This window comes from Vibrio sp. Y51_MX_L26 (genome assembly GCF_024181935.1).
GTDB lineage: Bacteria > Pseudomonadota > Gammaproteobacteria > Enterobacterales > Vibrionaceae > Vibrio > Vibrio diabolicus.
This window is the reverse complement of sequence record NZ_JAMZAS010000002.1, coordinates 478,567-494,566: the sequence shown is the minus strand read 5'-3', so window position 1 is coordinate 494,566 and position 16,000 is coordinate 478,567. Positions and strand designations below refer to the sequence as shown.

Below are 16,000 nucleotides of genomic sequence, written 5' to 3'. Positions count from 1 at the left end.
TGACAAGTGTTCAGTAATGAACCGTCAATCGCTGAAAGTAAATTGGAAATGGTAAAAACATAAAGCCCGCTGGTATTCAGCGGGCTTTATTTTATCTTAAGTTAAGCGGTTAATCTCTCAACCATTGATGCTCAACCTTTTCTCCACGTTCTTGAAAAAACTTCGCATTTTTTTGCTTGAATTGATCCGACTTCAGCTCTGATAGCGGCCAGTCTGAAAACGCCTCTGTTACGAACGAATCTCCAACCCCAACTTCAATCGATTCAAGATGCTTCCCGATGTAGCGATAAAAGTAGCTCTGCCCCAGTGCATCACAAACCATCGGCACATGTCTCATGCGTTGATGGTTGACGGATACTGAAGCCCAAGTTGTCGTTTTAGGTTCGCAGCTTTGCTCTTTTACAACATCAACTTCAAATTTATTGTCCATTGTTGTCGAGACAAAAACGACAATACCGTCATTCATATACACACGTCGAAGTAATAGCTGTTTCGTGTCTTGAGTTCGCGTCTGTTGTATTCCATTGGAAAATGGCTCGAAATAGCCCCAGTGCCAAGACCAGGTCATGCCACGTTGCGCAAACTGTACCTGTGGCCATGTCTGCCAAACAATGGCACCAACCACGCCAGTAATAAACACAACGAGCAATATCAAAAGGTGGTAAATATTGCGCATTACACGGGCTTTTCAATCAATAACTTTACGCCAAGTGCGACTAAGACAGCGCCCGTCGCCCCTTCCATCCACTTCATAAAGCTTGCATTCTTTAACAGGCTCTTAGCTGAGTTAAGTGCGCCAGCCAAACCACACTGCCAAACCATCGCAATAATAAAGTGCACGGATGCCATCATCATTGATTGAAGCAAAGGAGAACCTTCTGGATTCACAAACTGTGGCAAGAACGCCAAGTAGAAAACTGCCGTTTTTGGGTTCAAGACGTTAGAAAGAAAGCCCTCTCTAAAAGAGCGTTTGCCATTAAACACTTCATGAACCTGCTCAGTCACTGACAAACCATTCTTCGACGTCATCAAGGCTTTTAAACTGCTCAGACCAAGCCAAATAAGATAAGCTGCACCAATCATTTTTACGATTTGGAACAACTCTGCAGATTGCGCCAGAATGGCCGAAATACCAACCGCTGAAAAGAAAGCATGCACAAATAAGCCAAAGCAAATCCCTAAACTGGTTGTACATCCGTCTTTTAAACCCGCGCGACTGGTATTACGGATAACAAGGGCCGTATCTAAACCCGGCGTTAGCGTTAAAATAGTGATGGCAATAATAAATGCCTCAAAATTCAAGATATCCATATTATCGTGATAATTAATTGTTAATCCGTCATCAATACCGTCAATCCACGAGATTCGCAAGCTTCTTTTTTAAGAGAGCTATACAACTGAGTGAATTTATGGACAATGAGTGACGATTAATTGTTAATTATTAGTAAATTAACGCAGGTTGTTTCGTGCAACTCGACGTAAAGGACCCGTTATCGGGTGTTTAGGGAAAGAACAAAAGAATAAGAGTAGTCACATGAAAGCATTTACAAAACTCATTGAACATTCCAAAAAAGTGGCAAACTTTGAGCACCTCTCTGCCATCATAGGTTGGGACCAAGCAGCGGTCATGCCATCTGGTGGCGCTGAAGCGCGCTCCAATGCTATGGCAGAGCTTGATGTACACATCCACTCATTAATGACTCAGCCACACTTGGGCGAGCTTTTCGCTCGGGCAGAAGAAGAGACGCTATCTGCAAGTGAAAAGTCCATCCTACGAGAAATGAAACGTGAATGGCAACAAGCTAACTTGCTACCAGAATCATTAGTTCAAGCTCAATCTCTTGCTGGCTCCAAATGTGAACATGCATGGCGTACGCAACGCGGAGAAAATGACTGGTCTGGCTTTGAAAAGAACTGGGCAGAAGTCGTCAAGCTATCGCAAGAAGAAGCGCAAATTAGAGCCGAAGCAAACGGCACAACGCCTTACGATGCCATGCTTGATATTTATGAACCAGGCACAACGTCTGCATCGTTAGACACGCTTTTTGCTGACGTAAAAACGTGGCTACCTTCCTTGATAGACGAAGCGCTTGAAAAACAGCAATCAGACAACATTTTATTGCCAACTGCGCACTACCCTGCGGAAAAACAAAAAGCGCTGGGACTGGAAGTCATGAAGCTACTTCAATTCGATTTTGAACACGGTCGGCTTGATGAAAGTGTCCACCCATTTTGTGGCGGTGTGCCAACAGATGTGCGTATTACAACACGTTATGATGAAAGCGAGTTTGTCCAATCATTGATGGGGATCGTCCACGAAACTGGCCATGCCCGATACGAGCAAGGGCTACCAAAAAATTTAGCAGGAACGCCAGCTGGTCAAGCCCGCTCTATGGGAATTCATGAGTCACAGTCGCTCTTCTTTGAAATGCAAATAGGACGAAACAACGCATTTATCGACCACCTTGCTCACATGGCTTCCAAGCATTTTTCTGGGGATGAATTTGAAAAAGACAATCTAGCCAAAATCTACACTCGCGTAGAGAAAGGCTTTATTCGCGTAGATGCGGACGAATTAACATACCCTGCCCACGTTATTCTTCGATATGAGATTGAACGTGATCTTATGAACGGTGCCATCAAGCATACAGACGTACCAGAGCTCTGGAACGAAAAAATGAAAGCGTATTTGGGGCTCTCAACGGAAGGGAATTTCAAAAACGGTTGTATGCAGGACATTCACTGGACGGATGGAAGTTTTGGATATTTCCCATCCTACACTCTCGGTGCGATGTACGCAGCCCAATTCATGGCCGCAATGAAGCAAACGGTAGATGTGGACGCGGTTATTCGCTCTGGCGATCTGACGCCGATATTCGATTGGCTGTCGAAGAACATCTGGAGTAAAGGCAGCGTATTAACAACAGATGATCTCGTAAGAGACGCAACGGGTGAAACACTAAATGCTAAGCACTTCCAAGCGCACCTAAAAGGCCGCTACCTGTAAATAGAAAAAGAATAGAACGTAAAAGCCCAAGGTTCGTATGTTCCTTGGGCTTTTTTAGGCTCTTTCTATACTATGCCAAGCTAGGGATAAGCCTTGGCTTGTACAAACAATCCTCGCCTTCAGGTCTGGTTTTAAACCGACGGTGAAGCCACATATATTGACTCGGACTTGTCATGATTGACGTTTCAACTATCTTATTCACGAAAACTGCCGCACCTTGAGGATCTTCTTTCGGGAAACCGTCGACTGGCGCACTAATCGTCAAGGTATAGTGTCCGTCTTTTCCTCTTACCATCGTAAAAGGCACGATGGCACAATCTGTCGAATCAACCAGCAGACTTGTACCTGTCGTCGTGCAAGCATTTTTAACGGCAAATAATGGCGCAAACGTTGAGCGTCGGTTTCCATAATCATGATCCGGTGCATACCAGACCCGCTCACCCGTTCTAAGCGCTTCAAGCATGGCTTTAACGTTCTTGCGGTCAATAAGCGTACGATTAGAGCGAGAACGCCCCTTGTATTGAAAGTAATCAAAACACGGATTGTTGTTTGGGCGATAAACACCAGTGCCAGACTTTTTAATGCCAAAAGCACGAGCACCTAACTCTAAGTTCATCGAGTGTACGGCCAACATTAATGCCCCCTTGCCTGATTTTTCTAAAGCCTCGAGGTGCTCCATTCCTTTTATCGTAACGTGTTTGTTTACCCGTTTATCAGGCCAAAACCATGCCATCGCGGTCTCAAATAGCGCAATACCTGTATTGTCGATATTGTCTTTTAAAATTGCTTCGCGTTGGCATTCTTCCATCTGAGGAAAGCAAAGCTCAAGATTGCGTCTAATCGTAACTTGACGTTTTTTCATGATTCGCATGGCTAAACGGCCAATGCCACGTCCTAATGCTAACTGAACTTTGAAAGGAAGGAGACTGAGTAAGTACATCACGCTGATGATAATTAAGGTTCCCCAGTAACGAGGCAAAAGAAATTCAGCCTTGAACTCAGGCTTTTGGTATTTATTCATGTGAGTATTGTCAGATGTGCCCATCTATAAGTGATAAAAACAATGATAATGGACTGCACTTTTATCATTGATAGCGCTAATAACATAAATTAAAGCGCGCGGATTCTATGGTTCTTCGACACACTACACAATAAGAACTTTGCAGAAATATGTAGGGGGATGAAAAAGCAGCAAAGATGAATCACCACGTTAACATCGATTGGAGTGATTAATCTACCACACTTTCATAAAGTTTGGACAAACATAACTTTGTGTTTTCAATGCGCTAGATAATGGTGTTTTTTTAACCCCATAATGCAGCTACCATGAAAATAACAATAAACATGATAACCATTACCCTGAATAAGTAAGACAACTTTCCGGTGCCACCTTTTGGCGCTTGGTTACAGCATCCCATTGTGTTTCTCCATCGTTTCATTTCGATATGGCATTAATGTACTCCTTGACCTTAGGGGAAAGTCAAATCTTTACCTAAAGGTTCTAATTTATCGCTATAAGTGTTTATTTATCCGACATATCACTCGTTTATATCCCATGGAAATAAAGCGTGTTGTTTTCAGCTCATTTTCGGATAAATACATACCGTTTTTCGCTATATACCCACTATTTATGAGGAATCTACAATACGCGAGTCTTACTTGTAGCACGCTACTTTTACAACCTAGAAGTTGTGCGCTCATCCATTAAAGGTATCGAATGAGCAATATCGTTAAATCCGCCGTTAAATTGAGTGTTTTCTCTATCATCATGATTACCGTAACTTCGGTCGACAGCATAAGGAACATTCCTGGGGCGGCTTTGTTTGGTAGCCATGCCATTTCTTTCTTCTTACTTGCTGGACTCTGTTTTTTTGTCCCTACAGCGCTAGTGTGTGCTGAGCTAAGTACCACTTATCCAAAGCAAGGTGGTGTATATCTTTGGGGCAAAGAAACACTAGGGCCAAACTTTGGCTTTGCCACCGTGTGGTATCAATACGCTGAAAATATTGTTTACTATCCACCGTTAATTTCATTCATTGTTGCAACGGGGGCCTACCCTTTTTTCCCAGACCTGGCGCAAAACAACATGTTTATGTTGGTGATGATTAATGTGATTTTTTGGGCGTTAACTTTAGTTAATATCTTTGGCTTGCGCCTCTCTTCCCTGATTACAAATGTATTCGGCACCCTAGGTTTGATATTTCCGATTCTATTGATTATCGGATTAGGCGGGTACTGGGCGTATACCCATCCTGGTGAGTCTCATATCTCGCTTCGCCACGTATCTGACTGGTTGCCGGACCTTTCTCAAGATGGGATCGGAGCTGGTTTTACTGCGGTAGTTCTGTCACTTACAGGCCTTGAAATCACGACCTCTTATGCAAGCGAAGTAGAAAATCCGCAAAAAGCCTATCCCAAAGCTCTGCTGATCTCCACAACCTTAATCTTGGTTTCTCTGACGGCGTGCTCACTGTCTATTTCTTCGGTCGTCTCAAGTGACCATTCTAGTTTGAGTGAAGGAGTGATACTTGCCTTCAAAACTTTTTTTGATGATCTGCACCTCTCATTCCTGCTGCCTGTCATTGCCCTTGCTATTGTTTTTGGCACGCTTGCAAGCCTGAATAACTGGATAATCGCCCCAACTAAAAGTCTGCATGTTGCCGCAAAAGATAGTTTCATGCCGATGTCGCTCGCCAAAGAAAACCGCAACCAAGCCCCCGTCTCATTGTTGCTCTTGCAAGGCGCGATTGTTAGCGTGCTCTCTTTGGTTTTCATTTTTGTTCCAAACGTCAATCAAGGCATGTGGCTATTGAATATCCTGATGACTCAGCTCTATATGGTGATGTACATCTGTATTTTTGTTAGCTTTTTGGTCTCACGCTACAAACACGCAAATATTGAGCGCCCATTTCGAATTGCGGGCGGAAAAATAGGAATGTGTTTAGTGGCAGGATTAGGCTTGATGAGTTGCTTGGTGACGATTGTTGTATCTTTTGACGTACCAGCAAGAATTAGCGCAAAAACTGGTGCATATGCACTGATATTAGGATTTATCACATTTAGCCTCCCAGCGTTCGCCGCCGTGATGTATCGCAATCGAAAACATTGTCAACAAAGCAAAATGCTTGAGGTACTAGTAAGTTAACTATTGGATTGACATTAAAAAGCCGCAGCAATTTCTCGCTACGGCTTTTTATTTGGCATCACAAGTAGTGTTGGTTATCCGTGTCCTACAGTCTTGGATAACAGATTCACGATCATCACACCAGTGAGGATAAACCCAATACCAACAATCGCAGGCAAATCTAGCCGCTGTCCATAAACAAAGTAGCCAACCGTAGCAACTAAAACAATACCCGCTCCACTCCATATGGCGTAAACAACCCCAACAGGCATCGTTTTTACCGTGACGGAAAGCAAGAAGAAAGCAATGCCGTAACCAATCAGAACGACTGTGCTAGGCATCATTTTCGTAAATTGCTCTGTTTTGGGAATATAGGAAGTGGCAATCACTTCACATACAATCGCGATCGACAGCGCCAACATTGGCGGCATAGAGACAAGCATTTTGAACATAAGGCATTAACGCTCAACAGAAATGTAACCGACAACACGTCCGGATAATTAGGTCGCGCATTATACCCAACTCATCTCTCGATGGAATACCTCTTACTCAAGCGGCTTCAAAATGCAGGATTCACAGCGTGATCACTTGAATATAGAGACATTCACACGCCATCGCTTTCACTCACTTCTTGATGAGTAAGCGACAGGCCTGCTTTTTGGTGCTGCCGAGCAATTTCAAAGTAGATGTGCATATCAATTGGCTCTGGTGTATTGAGCAGCATCTTGCCCACTTCTCGTTGAAAGTGACCATAATTACCTAACTCATCCGTCAGCCCTAGCTGCTCGTAAGAAGCTTCATTGGCAAACATTCCATAGGCATACTGATAATGACTTAGATCCTTGCTCTTATCATAACCAAGCTCTTGAAGGGCTTGATCAATTTCTTTCGGCGTATAAGTGTCTTTATCGCCAAACAAGCGCAATAGTACGCTAGGAACCTCTTGAGCGATGCTCTGAATTTTTGTCTTTCTTTTAAAAATACCGAACATAATGTCCTCCACTGACGATGTTTCCAAATACACACTTTAATGCATATTGGTGAGCTGATTGTTTTTAGTATGGCTCATTAATCTGAGACTTCCTTACAACGAAGTCACTTTCGCATATTAACGTGATCACATAATTACCAGCAAATAGTACGACCAGCGTTTCAAACATATCTCATCAGAAACTCCGCTCTAGTCACAATTGTGTGACAGCTTCGAGCTCGGTTTACCATAATGTAAAGAGTAGATTGAAAAGTCATATTTCGTATCGACATCTAAACTTAATTAAGTTAGCTTTAGAAGTATAGACGTCTAGATTGACTATGCTTAGGGAGAGAAAGTCGTGCCAATTAGAATTCCAGATCAACTACCAGCTACCGATGTGCTAAGGACAGAGAACATCTTCGTAATGAGTGAAACGCGTGCTGCGAGTCAGGAAATACGTCCTTTACGAGTGCTGATCCTGAATCTGATGCCCAAAAAAATAGAAACTGAAACTCAGTTTTTGCGTCTACTCTCAAACAGCCCATTACAAGTCAATGTCGAGTTGTTACGCATTGATAACCGCCCAAGCAAAAATACGCCAACCGAACATTTGGATACTTTTTATCGTCAATTTGAAATGGTGAGAGATAAAAATTTCGATGGCATGATCATTACTGGTGCCCCACTAGGTTTGGTTCAATTTGAAGATGTCATTTATTGGGACCACCTAAAAACCATCATGGAATGGGCAAAAGATCATGTGACATCGACTCTTTATGTCTGCTGGGCAGCACAAGCAGGGCTGAAGTTGCTCTACGATCTACCTAAAAAAACGCGTAAAGAGAAACTTTCAGGCGTGTACCATCACCAGATTCATCATCAATTCCATCCTATGTTACGTGGGTTTGATGACACATTTTTAGCGCCTCATTCACGCTATGCCGACTTTTCACCTCACTTTTTAGAAGAACATACCGACTTAGACATCCTAGCCACATCGGATGTTGCAGGTGTTTATTTAGCTACAACAAAAGACAAGAGAAATGTGTTTGTTACTGGGCATCCTGAATACGATTCGCATACCTTACATAACGAATATATCCGCGATTTAAGCGAAGGCATGGAACCAGCCATTCCCGTCAACTACTATCCAAACAACAATCCTGATAATCCACCAATTGCCAGTTGGAGAAGTCATGGACATCTCCTCTTTTTAAACTGGCTGAACTACTGCGTTTACCAGCAAACACCTTATGATCTTGATCACTTCAGTGAAGACGCTTTTACTAAAGACGATTAACCTCAAAGCACGCAAACAAAGCGCTTATGATGCCTAAATGTAATATGTGAACCAAGCCGCCATATGGCGGCTTTTTCATACCAGTTTGCAAACCTGATCGCATAGTGTTTTTTCCTCAATAGGCTTTTGCTACGTAATTCATATCATGCTGGGAGATTCAGGGATGTAGGGACAAAGAATGAAAACAACAAAGCTCGGTGCACTACTATTAATCTCTCAGTTTGCACTTGTGGGCTGCGTGACGGTGAAAGAAGATGGTAGCCCTGTCGTTAAAGCCGATCCTGTAGCAATGGCAGAATCACGTATCGCACTTGGCCTAGGTTATTTAGAAGGCGGCAATATGATTCGCGCGCATGATAACTTGCAACAAGCCTTAACCCACGCACCTCAATACTATCGTGCTCAGTTATCGATGGCTCACTACTATGAAACGGTTGGTGAAGATGCTAAAGCCGAGCAAATGTATAAACGCTCTCTACGCCAACACACCAAAAACGGTAACGTGCTCAATAACTACGGCACCTTTCTTTGCAAGCGGGGTGACTTCGAGAAAGCCGATCAAATGTTTAATCGAGCCATTGAGCAACCTTATTACTATCTCATTCCGGCCAGTTATGAAAACGCCGCATTTTGCGCGTTGAAGTCACAAGATAAAGACAAAGCGAAATACTACTTCGCCCGAGCTATTGATCATGACCCTCATAGGCCAAAATCTATTTTGCAGCTAGCCAAGCTAGAAATTGATAGCGGCAATTACACTGAAGCCAGAATTCGATTAATGAGATTTAATCAAATGTATGGCGTTAAGAAACCCTCTTTACAGCTCATGATTCAACTTGAACGTGCAGCAGGTAATGAAGCACTCGAGAAAAAATATCAAAAGCAATTGGAGAGGTTTTCTTAACACGACATCATGATAAAGAAGGTGTACTCGCTCACAGACACTACTGAACTTGACTAAGAATCCAGTGAATTAAAACCCACGGTGAAACATTCATCCTGTACATAAACTTCAAATTCGGTACTATTTGAACGGAATAAGTGACCAAGTCACGTTATAAAAGTGCGCTAGTAAAACGAAATTTGTACATCATACTGTTTCTACTATTGATTTGGGGCGCATTGATAAATGCTAAATATTACTGACATGCACCAGAAGGAAGTTGAAGCCGGATGAAACCTGCCTGCACTCTGTTATCACTCACTTTGCTGAGTTCGCCTTTTGTCGTCAGTGCACAAGAAAATATTGAAAAAACATTCACGTTTGGCATTGTTTCCAATAAAGCTCAAAGCAAAATCAAAAAGTCGACGCCTTTCACGCAGTACGTGACCAATGGTTTGGCTGAATACGGATACACCAAGGGTGCTGTAAAAGTATTTAAAAATTATCGCCAGCTCGCGGTGGCACTTGAAAATGGCACCGTTCAAATTGCAACAGCCACCCCCTTCAATGCAATGACCCTCGAGGCAGAGTCTGGTAGCCAAGCCATTGCCATACGCTGGAAAAAAGGTTTACAAAAATATCATACGGTATTCTTTACCCACAAAGAGAGTGGTATCGAGTCGATTTCTGACCTGCGCGGAAAAACACTTGTTTTTGAAAAGCGTACATCCACCAGCAGCTATTACTTACCCGCTATTACACTGCTTAATCAAGGGGAGAAATTAGAATACCTCCCCTCCTCCGATGACAAACCAGCCAAAGACAGTATTGGATATTTATTCCTTGACGAGCACTTGGCTCAATCGAATGAAATCAACCTTTCAGTATGGGTGTATAAGCAGAGAGTCGCAGCAGGAGCGTTCAGCAATTTCAATTGGAGCAACCCTAAAGATCTTCCAGAAAGCATGAAAGACAAACTAACGATTTTCGCTCGCTCGGTAGAAATACCTAGAGACTTAATTCTCGCCTCTCCGACCTTAAGCCAAGATCAGCAACATAAAATCACGTCAATATTGCTCGGTATGGAGACATCTCAGCAAGGTGCTCTAGCACTTAAACAGTTCCAAAACACGAAAAAGATCACCGCTCTAACGCCAGAAATGTCCGCGTCCTTAAATACCGTTCGAACATCTATTCACTTGTTACCGAAGGTGGATTGATGTTCCACAAACTCTCACTCGAAACTAAATACATTTGCTCGACCATTTTTGTTGTCCTGTTTGTCGTAGTGATAAACCTCGCACTATATATGCATGGTTACGATACGTACTCAAATAACTTAACCCGCCAAATCACCGAGAACTCACAAGAAAAAACAGAGTCTTACGTCAAGCAAAAAGGATTGGTTTACGCAGAGTTATTATCAAAACAACTTTTTGACCCACTCTATACGGATAATATCAGCCAAGCGTACGAGCAAATTAAAGCGACATTAAGCCAACCAGATATCTCGAAGATACACGTTGTTGATAATGAAGGGCTAATCTTTCACGACGGTACGACTCAGCTGAGTATGTTTGCCCAGCCTCATTACCGTTCTCGCTTTATTTTGAAAGCAATAGAAGAGTCTAGAATTCTCATTTCTTTTTCTAAACATCAATTAGAAATTGCGGCACCGATTCAGCAATCGAATATCACACTGGGCGCGGTGTATCTTGAACTGAACCTAGCGCATCTATTAGAAGAGAAAGAACAAAACATTGCTCAAGTACAAGCGCTTACCTCAAACGATAAGCAAAAGATGTTTAACTTGCTACTCACGATCAGTGCGATATCCGTTCTGCTCGGAAGTGCCATCGCGTATGCTTTCGGTCGCTCATTAATAAAGCCACTCAAACAACTTAAAGAACAATTTACAGAGTCAAATACTCAAGCACTGCCAATTACTGATATAAAAAGTAAAGATGAAGTGGGTGATCTTATTTCGGCGTATAACAAAATGTCGAACAAAGTGAACCGATACACAAGCCGGGTGGAGTTCATGGCATATCACGACATTCTTACCTCCCTGCCTAACCGAGAAAAGTTGCTCATTGATATCCAAAAGCAAATAACGAACCGCAGATCTCCCTCACTCGCGGTTGTTTTTATTGATCTGGATGACTTTAAACATATTAACGATAACTACGGGCATAGCATCGGAGATAAATTGCTAGGTCATCTCGCCTCAGAACTTCAAGGTCGTTTGCCGAGTTACTTCCAGCCTCTTTACCGTCTTTCAACCATCGTAAGCCGAGTCGGCGCTGACGAATTTGTGCTGGTCTTTCCATGCAAAGACAGCCTCCACGCTAGAGAAAAAGCGGACGATATTCATCGCCAACTGCTTTCTCCTTTTAACTTGGAAGAGAACGATATTCAAATTACGGCAAGCCTTGGAGTCGCGGTGTATCCGGAATTTGGCTCAAACGCAGAGTCTCTTTTACAACTCTCCTCACTGGCGGCGCAAGAATCTAAACGACGCGGCAAAGATATCATGACGATATACGATTCCGCGTTTGATGAGACCGTGAAACAGCGCTTATACATAGAAAAAGAACTGCGCCGCTCAATACGTGATTTATCTCAGTTCGAGCTTTGGTATCAACCCCAGTTCGACCTCAACACCTACCAATTGATTGGTGTCGAAGCATTGGTTAGGTGGAATCACCCAGAGAAGGGTTATATCAGCCCAGAATTATTTATCCCGATTGCAGAACAAAGTGACTTAATTTTAGAGCTTGGTGAATACCTCATCGAGACAGCAATTAGCCAGCGAGCACAATGGGCGGATCATTTCACTGCTGATTTTCATATCGCATTAAATTTGTCTCCTAGGCAGATCTACCGCCAAGATTTAAGTCAGCTCTTTTCGAAATATTTACAACAATATCAAGTCCCCCCTCAAACCATTCATGTTGAAGTGACAGAGTCTCTGTTTATTGATGATATTGAGAAAGCGCAGTACGTGCTCAGAAAATTACAAGCTAACGGCGTAGAAGTGTGGCTAGATGATTTTGGAACTGGGTACTCAGCCCTCGCCTACCTACAACAAATGTCGTTTGATGGGCTTAAAATTGACCGTTCATTTATCGCTCAAATCCAAAAAAATGAACAAGATGATTCATTAGTCCGTGCGATTATATCCATGGCTCATAACCTAAGAATGAGAGTGGTAGCTGAAGGCATAGAAACCCAGACCCAACTAACAAGGATGGAATCACTTCACTGCGACGTTGTGCAAGGCTTTTTCTTGGGTAGACCAGTGCCGGCAGAAGAAATCATAGAGTTTGAGCAACAACGCCAAGCAATAGATGACTCAACCGCAAGCAACTATGCTTAACTGAAATAATTTATCGCGTCCATTGAATTAAAGGGGATTCGTTCTGCAATATTGGTCACACTTCGCCATCTCGCCAGTATGAATTTCCTCTTAAAATCTAACATTTGAGATAGGTAAACTACACTTTTCATATCAACTCTTTGGATATGGAAACGCGTGTGGTCGGGATATTTGCTTGGAACAACCTGTCTGTGAAGCAGAAACTTTTTGGATTGGTCCTACTACCAATCTTATTGTTATTGCTTCTGGCGGGCAAACATGTACAAAACCTCTCTATCCAAGCTCAAGAACTTCAAAAAGCACAACTCTTCTCCCAATATATAGATCGTGTTTCCTCACTGTATTATTTGACGAGCGAGCCAAGAGTCGCGAATAACGCTCAAGAAACCCGCCAGCTCGTTCAAACTTTACAAGATACGGCTTCGCCTGTTTTTGGTGACAATGCCGATATATTAAATCAGCTCACGAATTTCGAAGAAGCAACACTGTCAATGCTCTCGTCCAATAATGCAGAAGATAAGTTAGATGCTGCTGAGTGGCGTGCCGACACATTCAAAGAGATTCTTTTGAGTTTGGATAGAGTCTACTTCAGCCATGTAAGTTATGAAACCAACACTCACCTCTCCTCATTGATGCAGCTTGAGTGGTTAATGTTTTGGTCAACAGAAGAGCATAGACTCAGCAAATACTTAGTGGAATCCACAGAACAGGGGCAGATTTACGATCCAGCTATCCAAGCCAGTATTCAATCATTAATCCAGAACCAACAACTGCTGTTCGAACGTTTTGTCACACTTAATGCGAATAAGCAGCAAGTCCATCTTCTCATCGAAACCTTTACCGATAATGTGTTTGTTAAAAGCCAAGCATTTCGAGCCAATTTGTTGCAGCCATCAAACCTTAGCGTGTTGACCCCTGCTCAAATAGATGACGGGTTGTCTGCGCTTTATAAACGCTTAAGTTTATTACGTAACGTTGATGACCAGATGGAACGACAACTTATTGAGGATATAACCAAGACGATCAGTGAAACAACACAGCACCGCATTGGCTTCATTGCGCTAATGAGCCTCGTGACATTGCTGGTTGTGAGTTTGACACTGAGGTTAGTGCGTAAGGTCACTGGCAACTTGAATTTAGTCCTCGAATTCCTAAGTCGAGACACTTACGAAGAGGACAACAATGAAAACTCACCACTGACAGAGTTGACCAAAGGGAAAGATGAGCTCAGTAAGTTTGCTAAAGAGGTAAAAAAACTGAGTTATGAACGTGAGCAGTCAAGACAAAAGTTAACCCAAGCCAAAGAAGATGCTGAAAAGGCGAAAGATGATGCCATCGAGGCAAGCAAAGCCAAAAGTAGCTTTCTGGCGAATATGTCTCATGAGATTCGAACCCCTTTAAACGGCGTTATTGGCATTTCAGAAGTTTTGTCAGACACGCCGCTAACGGCGACACAGCGTGATTATGTTGACACGATAGAAACCTCCTCGCAATTACTGTTGAGCTTAATAAATGACGTTCTGGACTTCTCTAAAATTGAATCTGGTATGTTGCTTATCAGCCCTCATTCAACCTGTGTTCGTGAATCCATCTACGATATTGCTTCTATTATTTCCCCGAAAGCGAAAGAAAAAGGCATCGATGTTCAAGTCAGCATCAGCCGCAATACGCCCTATCACGTTATGTTGGATGATCACCGTATACGCCAAATTATCATGAACTTCATGTCCAATGCCGTAAAGTTCACCGAACAAGGCTGCGTTGAACTCTCTGTCATCACTAGAGAAATCAAAAATGGTGAAGCGAGTATCGAGTTTTCAGTCAAAGACTCAGGGATCGGTATTGATGAGCAGCAACAAAAGAAGATATTTGCTCCTTTCGCCCAAGAAGATAACTCCACCACCCGACAGTTTGGAGGGACAGGGCTCGGGCTTGCAATTAGCACGCAGCTGGTAGAGTTGATGGGCGGTGAGATTCAGCTTGAATCCGAGAAAGGCAAAGGTAGCCGATTTTTCTTCGAACTTACGGCTCCAATTGTGACTCAAGAGTTCAATGGCTATCACTCCCTTAATCACAACGATATATGGATAGTTTGCAACAACCCTACTTTGGAGCAAAAGCTGCGTGACGAGTTGAGCTTTTTCCACATCAATGTTCAGCAATCAGTAAATACACTGGATGCTCTGCCAACGTGGATTGATAACGAGCGCATCATTGTTATCAACGTAGAAACTTCTCCAAATACCGCAGCCAAACATCTAGGTGAAATGAAAAGACTTTGCATGCAAAATGTTCGAGTTTGTCTTATTAAACACCTTCATAGTGCCCAGCGTGATTTTGGTAACAGCATTAGTGCATTGGTCACTCAACCCCTCTTAGGACAGCGCTTAGTAAAAGCACTTGAAACTTGTGCTGCAAACTTCCCTCAAGTAAACAAAGAGAACACGACAACAACCAATGCTAAGACTTTCCCAAAAATCTTGGTGGTCGACGACAACACCGTCAATCAAAAAATCGCTGGATTACACGTCACAAAAGCGGGCTTCGACTTTGATATCGCCGTAAACGGAGAAGAAGCCGTAGATATGTTTCAACAGAATCAATACAGCTTAATCTTAATGGATTGCATGATGCCTGTGATGGATGGGTTTGAAGCAACCAAAATGATCCGTCAAATTGAAGCAAAAGAAAAACGGACGATCAGAATCCCAATTATCGCGCTAACAGCAAGTGTAGTCGATGATGACATTCAAAAGTGTTTTGATGTTGGAATGGATGATTATGTGCCCAAACCTTTTAAAGCGGGTTTGTTGAAAGAGAAATTAGATAAAGCCATTGGACTACGCATTTCCAATATTGTTTCTGATGAAAAGCGACTGGCAACAAACACCACTCACACTCCTGAAAAAACCTCGCATGCTGAACAATCAGAAGCGACCGTGACGCCTATTCGCTCAGAACGGATTTTGCTCGTCGAAGATAACCGAGTAAATCAAAAAGTCGCTTCGCTGCTTTTATCCAAAGCTGGTTATCAATTTGAAGTGGCCGAAAACGGACAGGTTGCGGTCGAAATGTTCCAAAAAGATGGTGGATTCGACATCATTTTGATGGACTGCATGATGCCGATCATGGATGGGTTCGAAGCCTCGCGACAAATACGCGCCTATGAAGCAAGTAAAGGTCTTCCTAAGACTCCCATCATCACGCTAACGGCAAGTGTTGTGGATGATGACATTCAACGCTGCTTCGATTCAGGCATGGACGCTTATGTACCCAAGCCTGTTCGTAGAGAAAAGCTGTTGTACCAGATTGAAAATGCGATATAGGTAGCGAT

General features: G+C 42.9%; 12 protein-coding genes. 7 read left to right on the top strand and 5 right to left on the bottom strand.

The features are described from left to right. Positions 1–109 precede the first annotated feature (109 nt). A complete protein-coding gene (locus NL645_RS08365) occupies positions 110–676 on the bottom strand; it encodes a hypothetical protein (protein WP_005393418.1) in 567 nt (188 codons plus the stop codon). After that, positions 676–1,311 carry a LysE family translocator gene (locus tag NL645_RS08360; protein ID WP_253651552.1) on the bottom strand — a complete coding sequence of 212 codons (636 nt, stop codon included), beginning with the start codon at positions 1,309–1,311 and terminating at the stop codon, positions 676–678. Before NL645_RS08360 ends, NL645_RS08365 begins: the two co-directional genes overlap by 1 nt. A 223-nt stretch (positions 1,312–1,534) precedes the next feature. Here NL645_RS08360 and NL645_RS08355 point away from each other — a divergent pair, with 223 nt between their 5' ends. After that, on the top strand, positions 1,535–3,007 hold the full coding sequence (locus NL645_RS08355; RefSeq protein WP_253651551.1) for a carboxypeptidase M32: 1,473 nt from the start codon (positions 1,535–1,537) through the stop codon (positions 3,005–3,007). 70 nt (positions 3,008–3,077) lie between these two features. Here NL645_RS08355 and NL645_RS08350 read toward each other — a convergent pair whose 3' ends face one another. Beyond that, positions 3,078–4,028, bottom strand: a complete 951-nt coding sequence (locus NL645_RS08350) for an LpxL/LpxP family Kdo(2)-lipid IV(A) lauroyl/palmitoleoyl acyltransferase (protein WP_109168637.1) — start codon at positions 4,026–4,028, stop codon at positions 3,078–3,080. A gap of 696 nt (positions 4,029–4,724) precedes the next feature. Here NL645_RS08350 and NL645_RS08345 point away from each other — a divergent pair. Continuing rightward, positions 4,725–6,152 (top strand): APC family permease, encoded by a 1,428-nt coding sequence (locus tag NL645_RS08345; protein WP_109168404.1) that lies wholly within the window; start codon positions 4,725–4,727, stop codon positions 6,150–6,152. 74 nt (positions 6,153–6,226) lie between these two features. Here NL645_RS08345 and NL645_RS08340 read toward each other — a convergent pair whose 3' ends face one another. Together NL645_RS08340 and NL645_RS08335 are read right to left on the bottom strand one after the other, a co-directional pair. After that, positions 6,227–6,583, bottom strand: coding sequence for a multidrug efflux SMR transporter (locus NL645_RS08340; protein WP_083612670.1), 357 nt, complete (start codon positions 6,581–6,583; stop codon positions 6,227–6,229). A 152-nt stretch (positions 6,584–6,735) separates the two neighbouring features. Beyond that, a complete protein-coding gene (locus NL645_RS08335) occupies positions 6,736–7,122 on the bottom strand; it encodes a hypothetical protein (RefSeq protein WP_047008701.1) in 387 nt (128 codons plus the stop codon). Between the two features lie 340 nt (positions 7,123–7,462). Here NL645_RS08335 and metA point away from each other — a divergent pair, with 340 nt between their 5' ends. From metA to NL645_RS08310, 5 genes are all read left to right on the top strand, one after another. After that, complete coding sequence (gene metA, locus NL645_RS08330) at positions 7,463–8,404, top strand: homoserine O-succinyltransferase (protein ID WP_006741610.1); 942 nt, start codon at positions 7,463–7,465, stop codon at positions 8,402–8,404. 178 nt (positions 8,405–8,582) lie between these two features. After that, on the top strand, positions 8,583–9,308 hold the full coding sequence (pilW, locus tag NL645_RS08325) for a type IV pilus biogenesis/stability protein PilW (RefSeq protein ID WP_053807335.1): 726 nt from the start codon (positions 8,583–8,585) through the stop codon (positions 9,306–9,308). A 269-nt stretch (positions 9,309–9,577) separates the two neighbouring features. Beyond that, positions 9,578–10,507 (top strand): phosphate/phosphite/phosphonate ABC transporter substrate-binding protein, encoded by a 930-nt coding sequence (locus NL645_RS08320; RefSeq protein WP_104971625.1) that lies wholly within the window; start codon positions 9,578–9,580, stop codon positions 10,505–10,507. Next, positions 10,507–12,666 (top strand): GGDEF domain-containing phosphodiesterase, encoded by a 2,160-nt coding sequence (locus NL645_RS08315; RefSeq protein WP_253651550.1) that lies wholly within the window; start codon positions 10,507–10,509, stop codon positions 12,664–12,666. The genes NL645_RS08320 and NL645_RS08315 overlap by 1 nt, the downstream gene beginning before the upstream one ends. A 146-nt stretch (positions 12,667–12,812) precedes the next feature. Next, the gene (locus NL645_RS08310; RefSeq protein ID WP_253651549.1) at positions 12,813–15,992 is read left to right on the top strand and encodes a response regulator; all 3,180 of its coding nucleotides are present in this window, start codon (positions 12,813–12,815) and stop codon (positions 15,990–15,992) included. The last annotated feature ends 8 nt before the right edge of the window (positions 15,993–16,000 follow it).

Coding starts and splice junctions, on each gene's coding strand:
- NL645_RS08365 (WP_005393418.1), bottom strand. CDS start 676: ATGCGCAATATTTACCACCTTTTGATATTGCTCGTTGTGTTTATTACT.
- NL645_RS08335 (WP_047008701.1), bottom strand. CDS start 7,122: ATGTTCGGTATTTTTAAAAGAAAGACAAAAATTCAGAGCATCGCTCAA.
- NL645_RS08360 (WP_253651552.1), bottom strand. CDS start 1,311: ATGGATATCTTGAATTTTGAGGCATTTATTATTGCCATCACTATTTTA.
- pilW (WP_053807335.1), top strand. CDS start 8,583: ATGAAAACAACAAAGCTCGGTGCACTACTATTAATCTCTCAGTTTGCA.
- NL645_RS08345 (WP_109168404.1), top strand. CDS start 4,725: ATGAGCAATATCGTTAAATCCGCCGTTAAATTGAGTGTTTTCTCTATC.
- NL645_RS08315 (WP_253651550.1), top strand. CDS start 10,507: ATGTTCCACAAACTCTCACTCGAAACTAAATACATTTGCTCGACCATT.
- NL645_RS08320 (WP_104971625.1), top strand. CDS start 9,578: ATGAAACCTGCCTGCACTCTGTTATCACTCACTTTGCTGAGTTCGCCT.
- NL645_RS08350 (WP_109168637.1), bottom strand. CDS start 4,028: ATGAATAAATACCAAAAGCCTGAGTTCAAGGCTGAATTTCTTTTGCCT.
- NL645_RS08310 (WP_253651549.1), top strand. CDS start 12,813: ATGGAAACGCGTGTGGTCGGGATATTTGCTTGGAACAACCTGTCTGTG.
- NL645_RS08340 (WP_083612670.1), bottom strand. CDS start 6,583: ATGTTCAAAATGCTTGTCTCTATGCCGCCAATGTTGGCGCTGTCGATC.
- NL645_RS08355 (WP_253651551.1), top strand. CDS start 1,535: ATGAAAGCATTTACAAAACTCATTGAACATTCCAAAAAAGTGGCAAAC.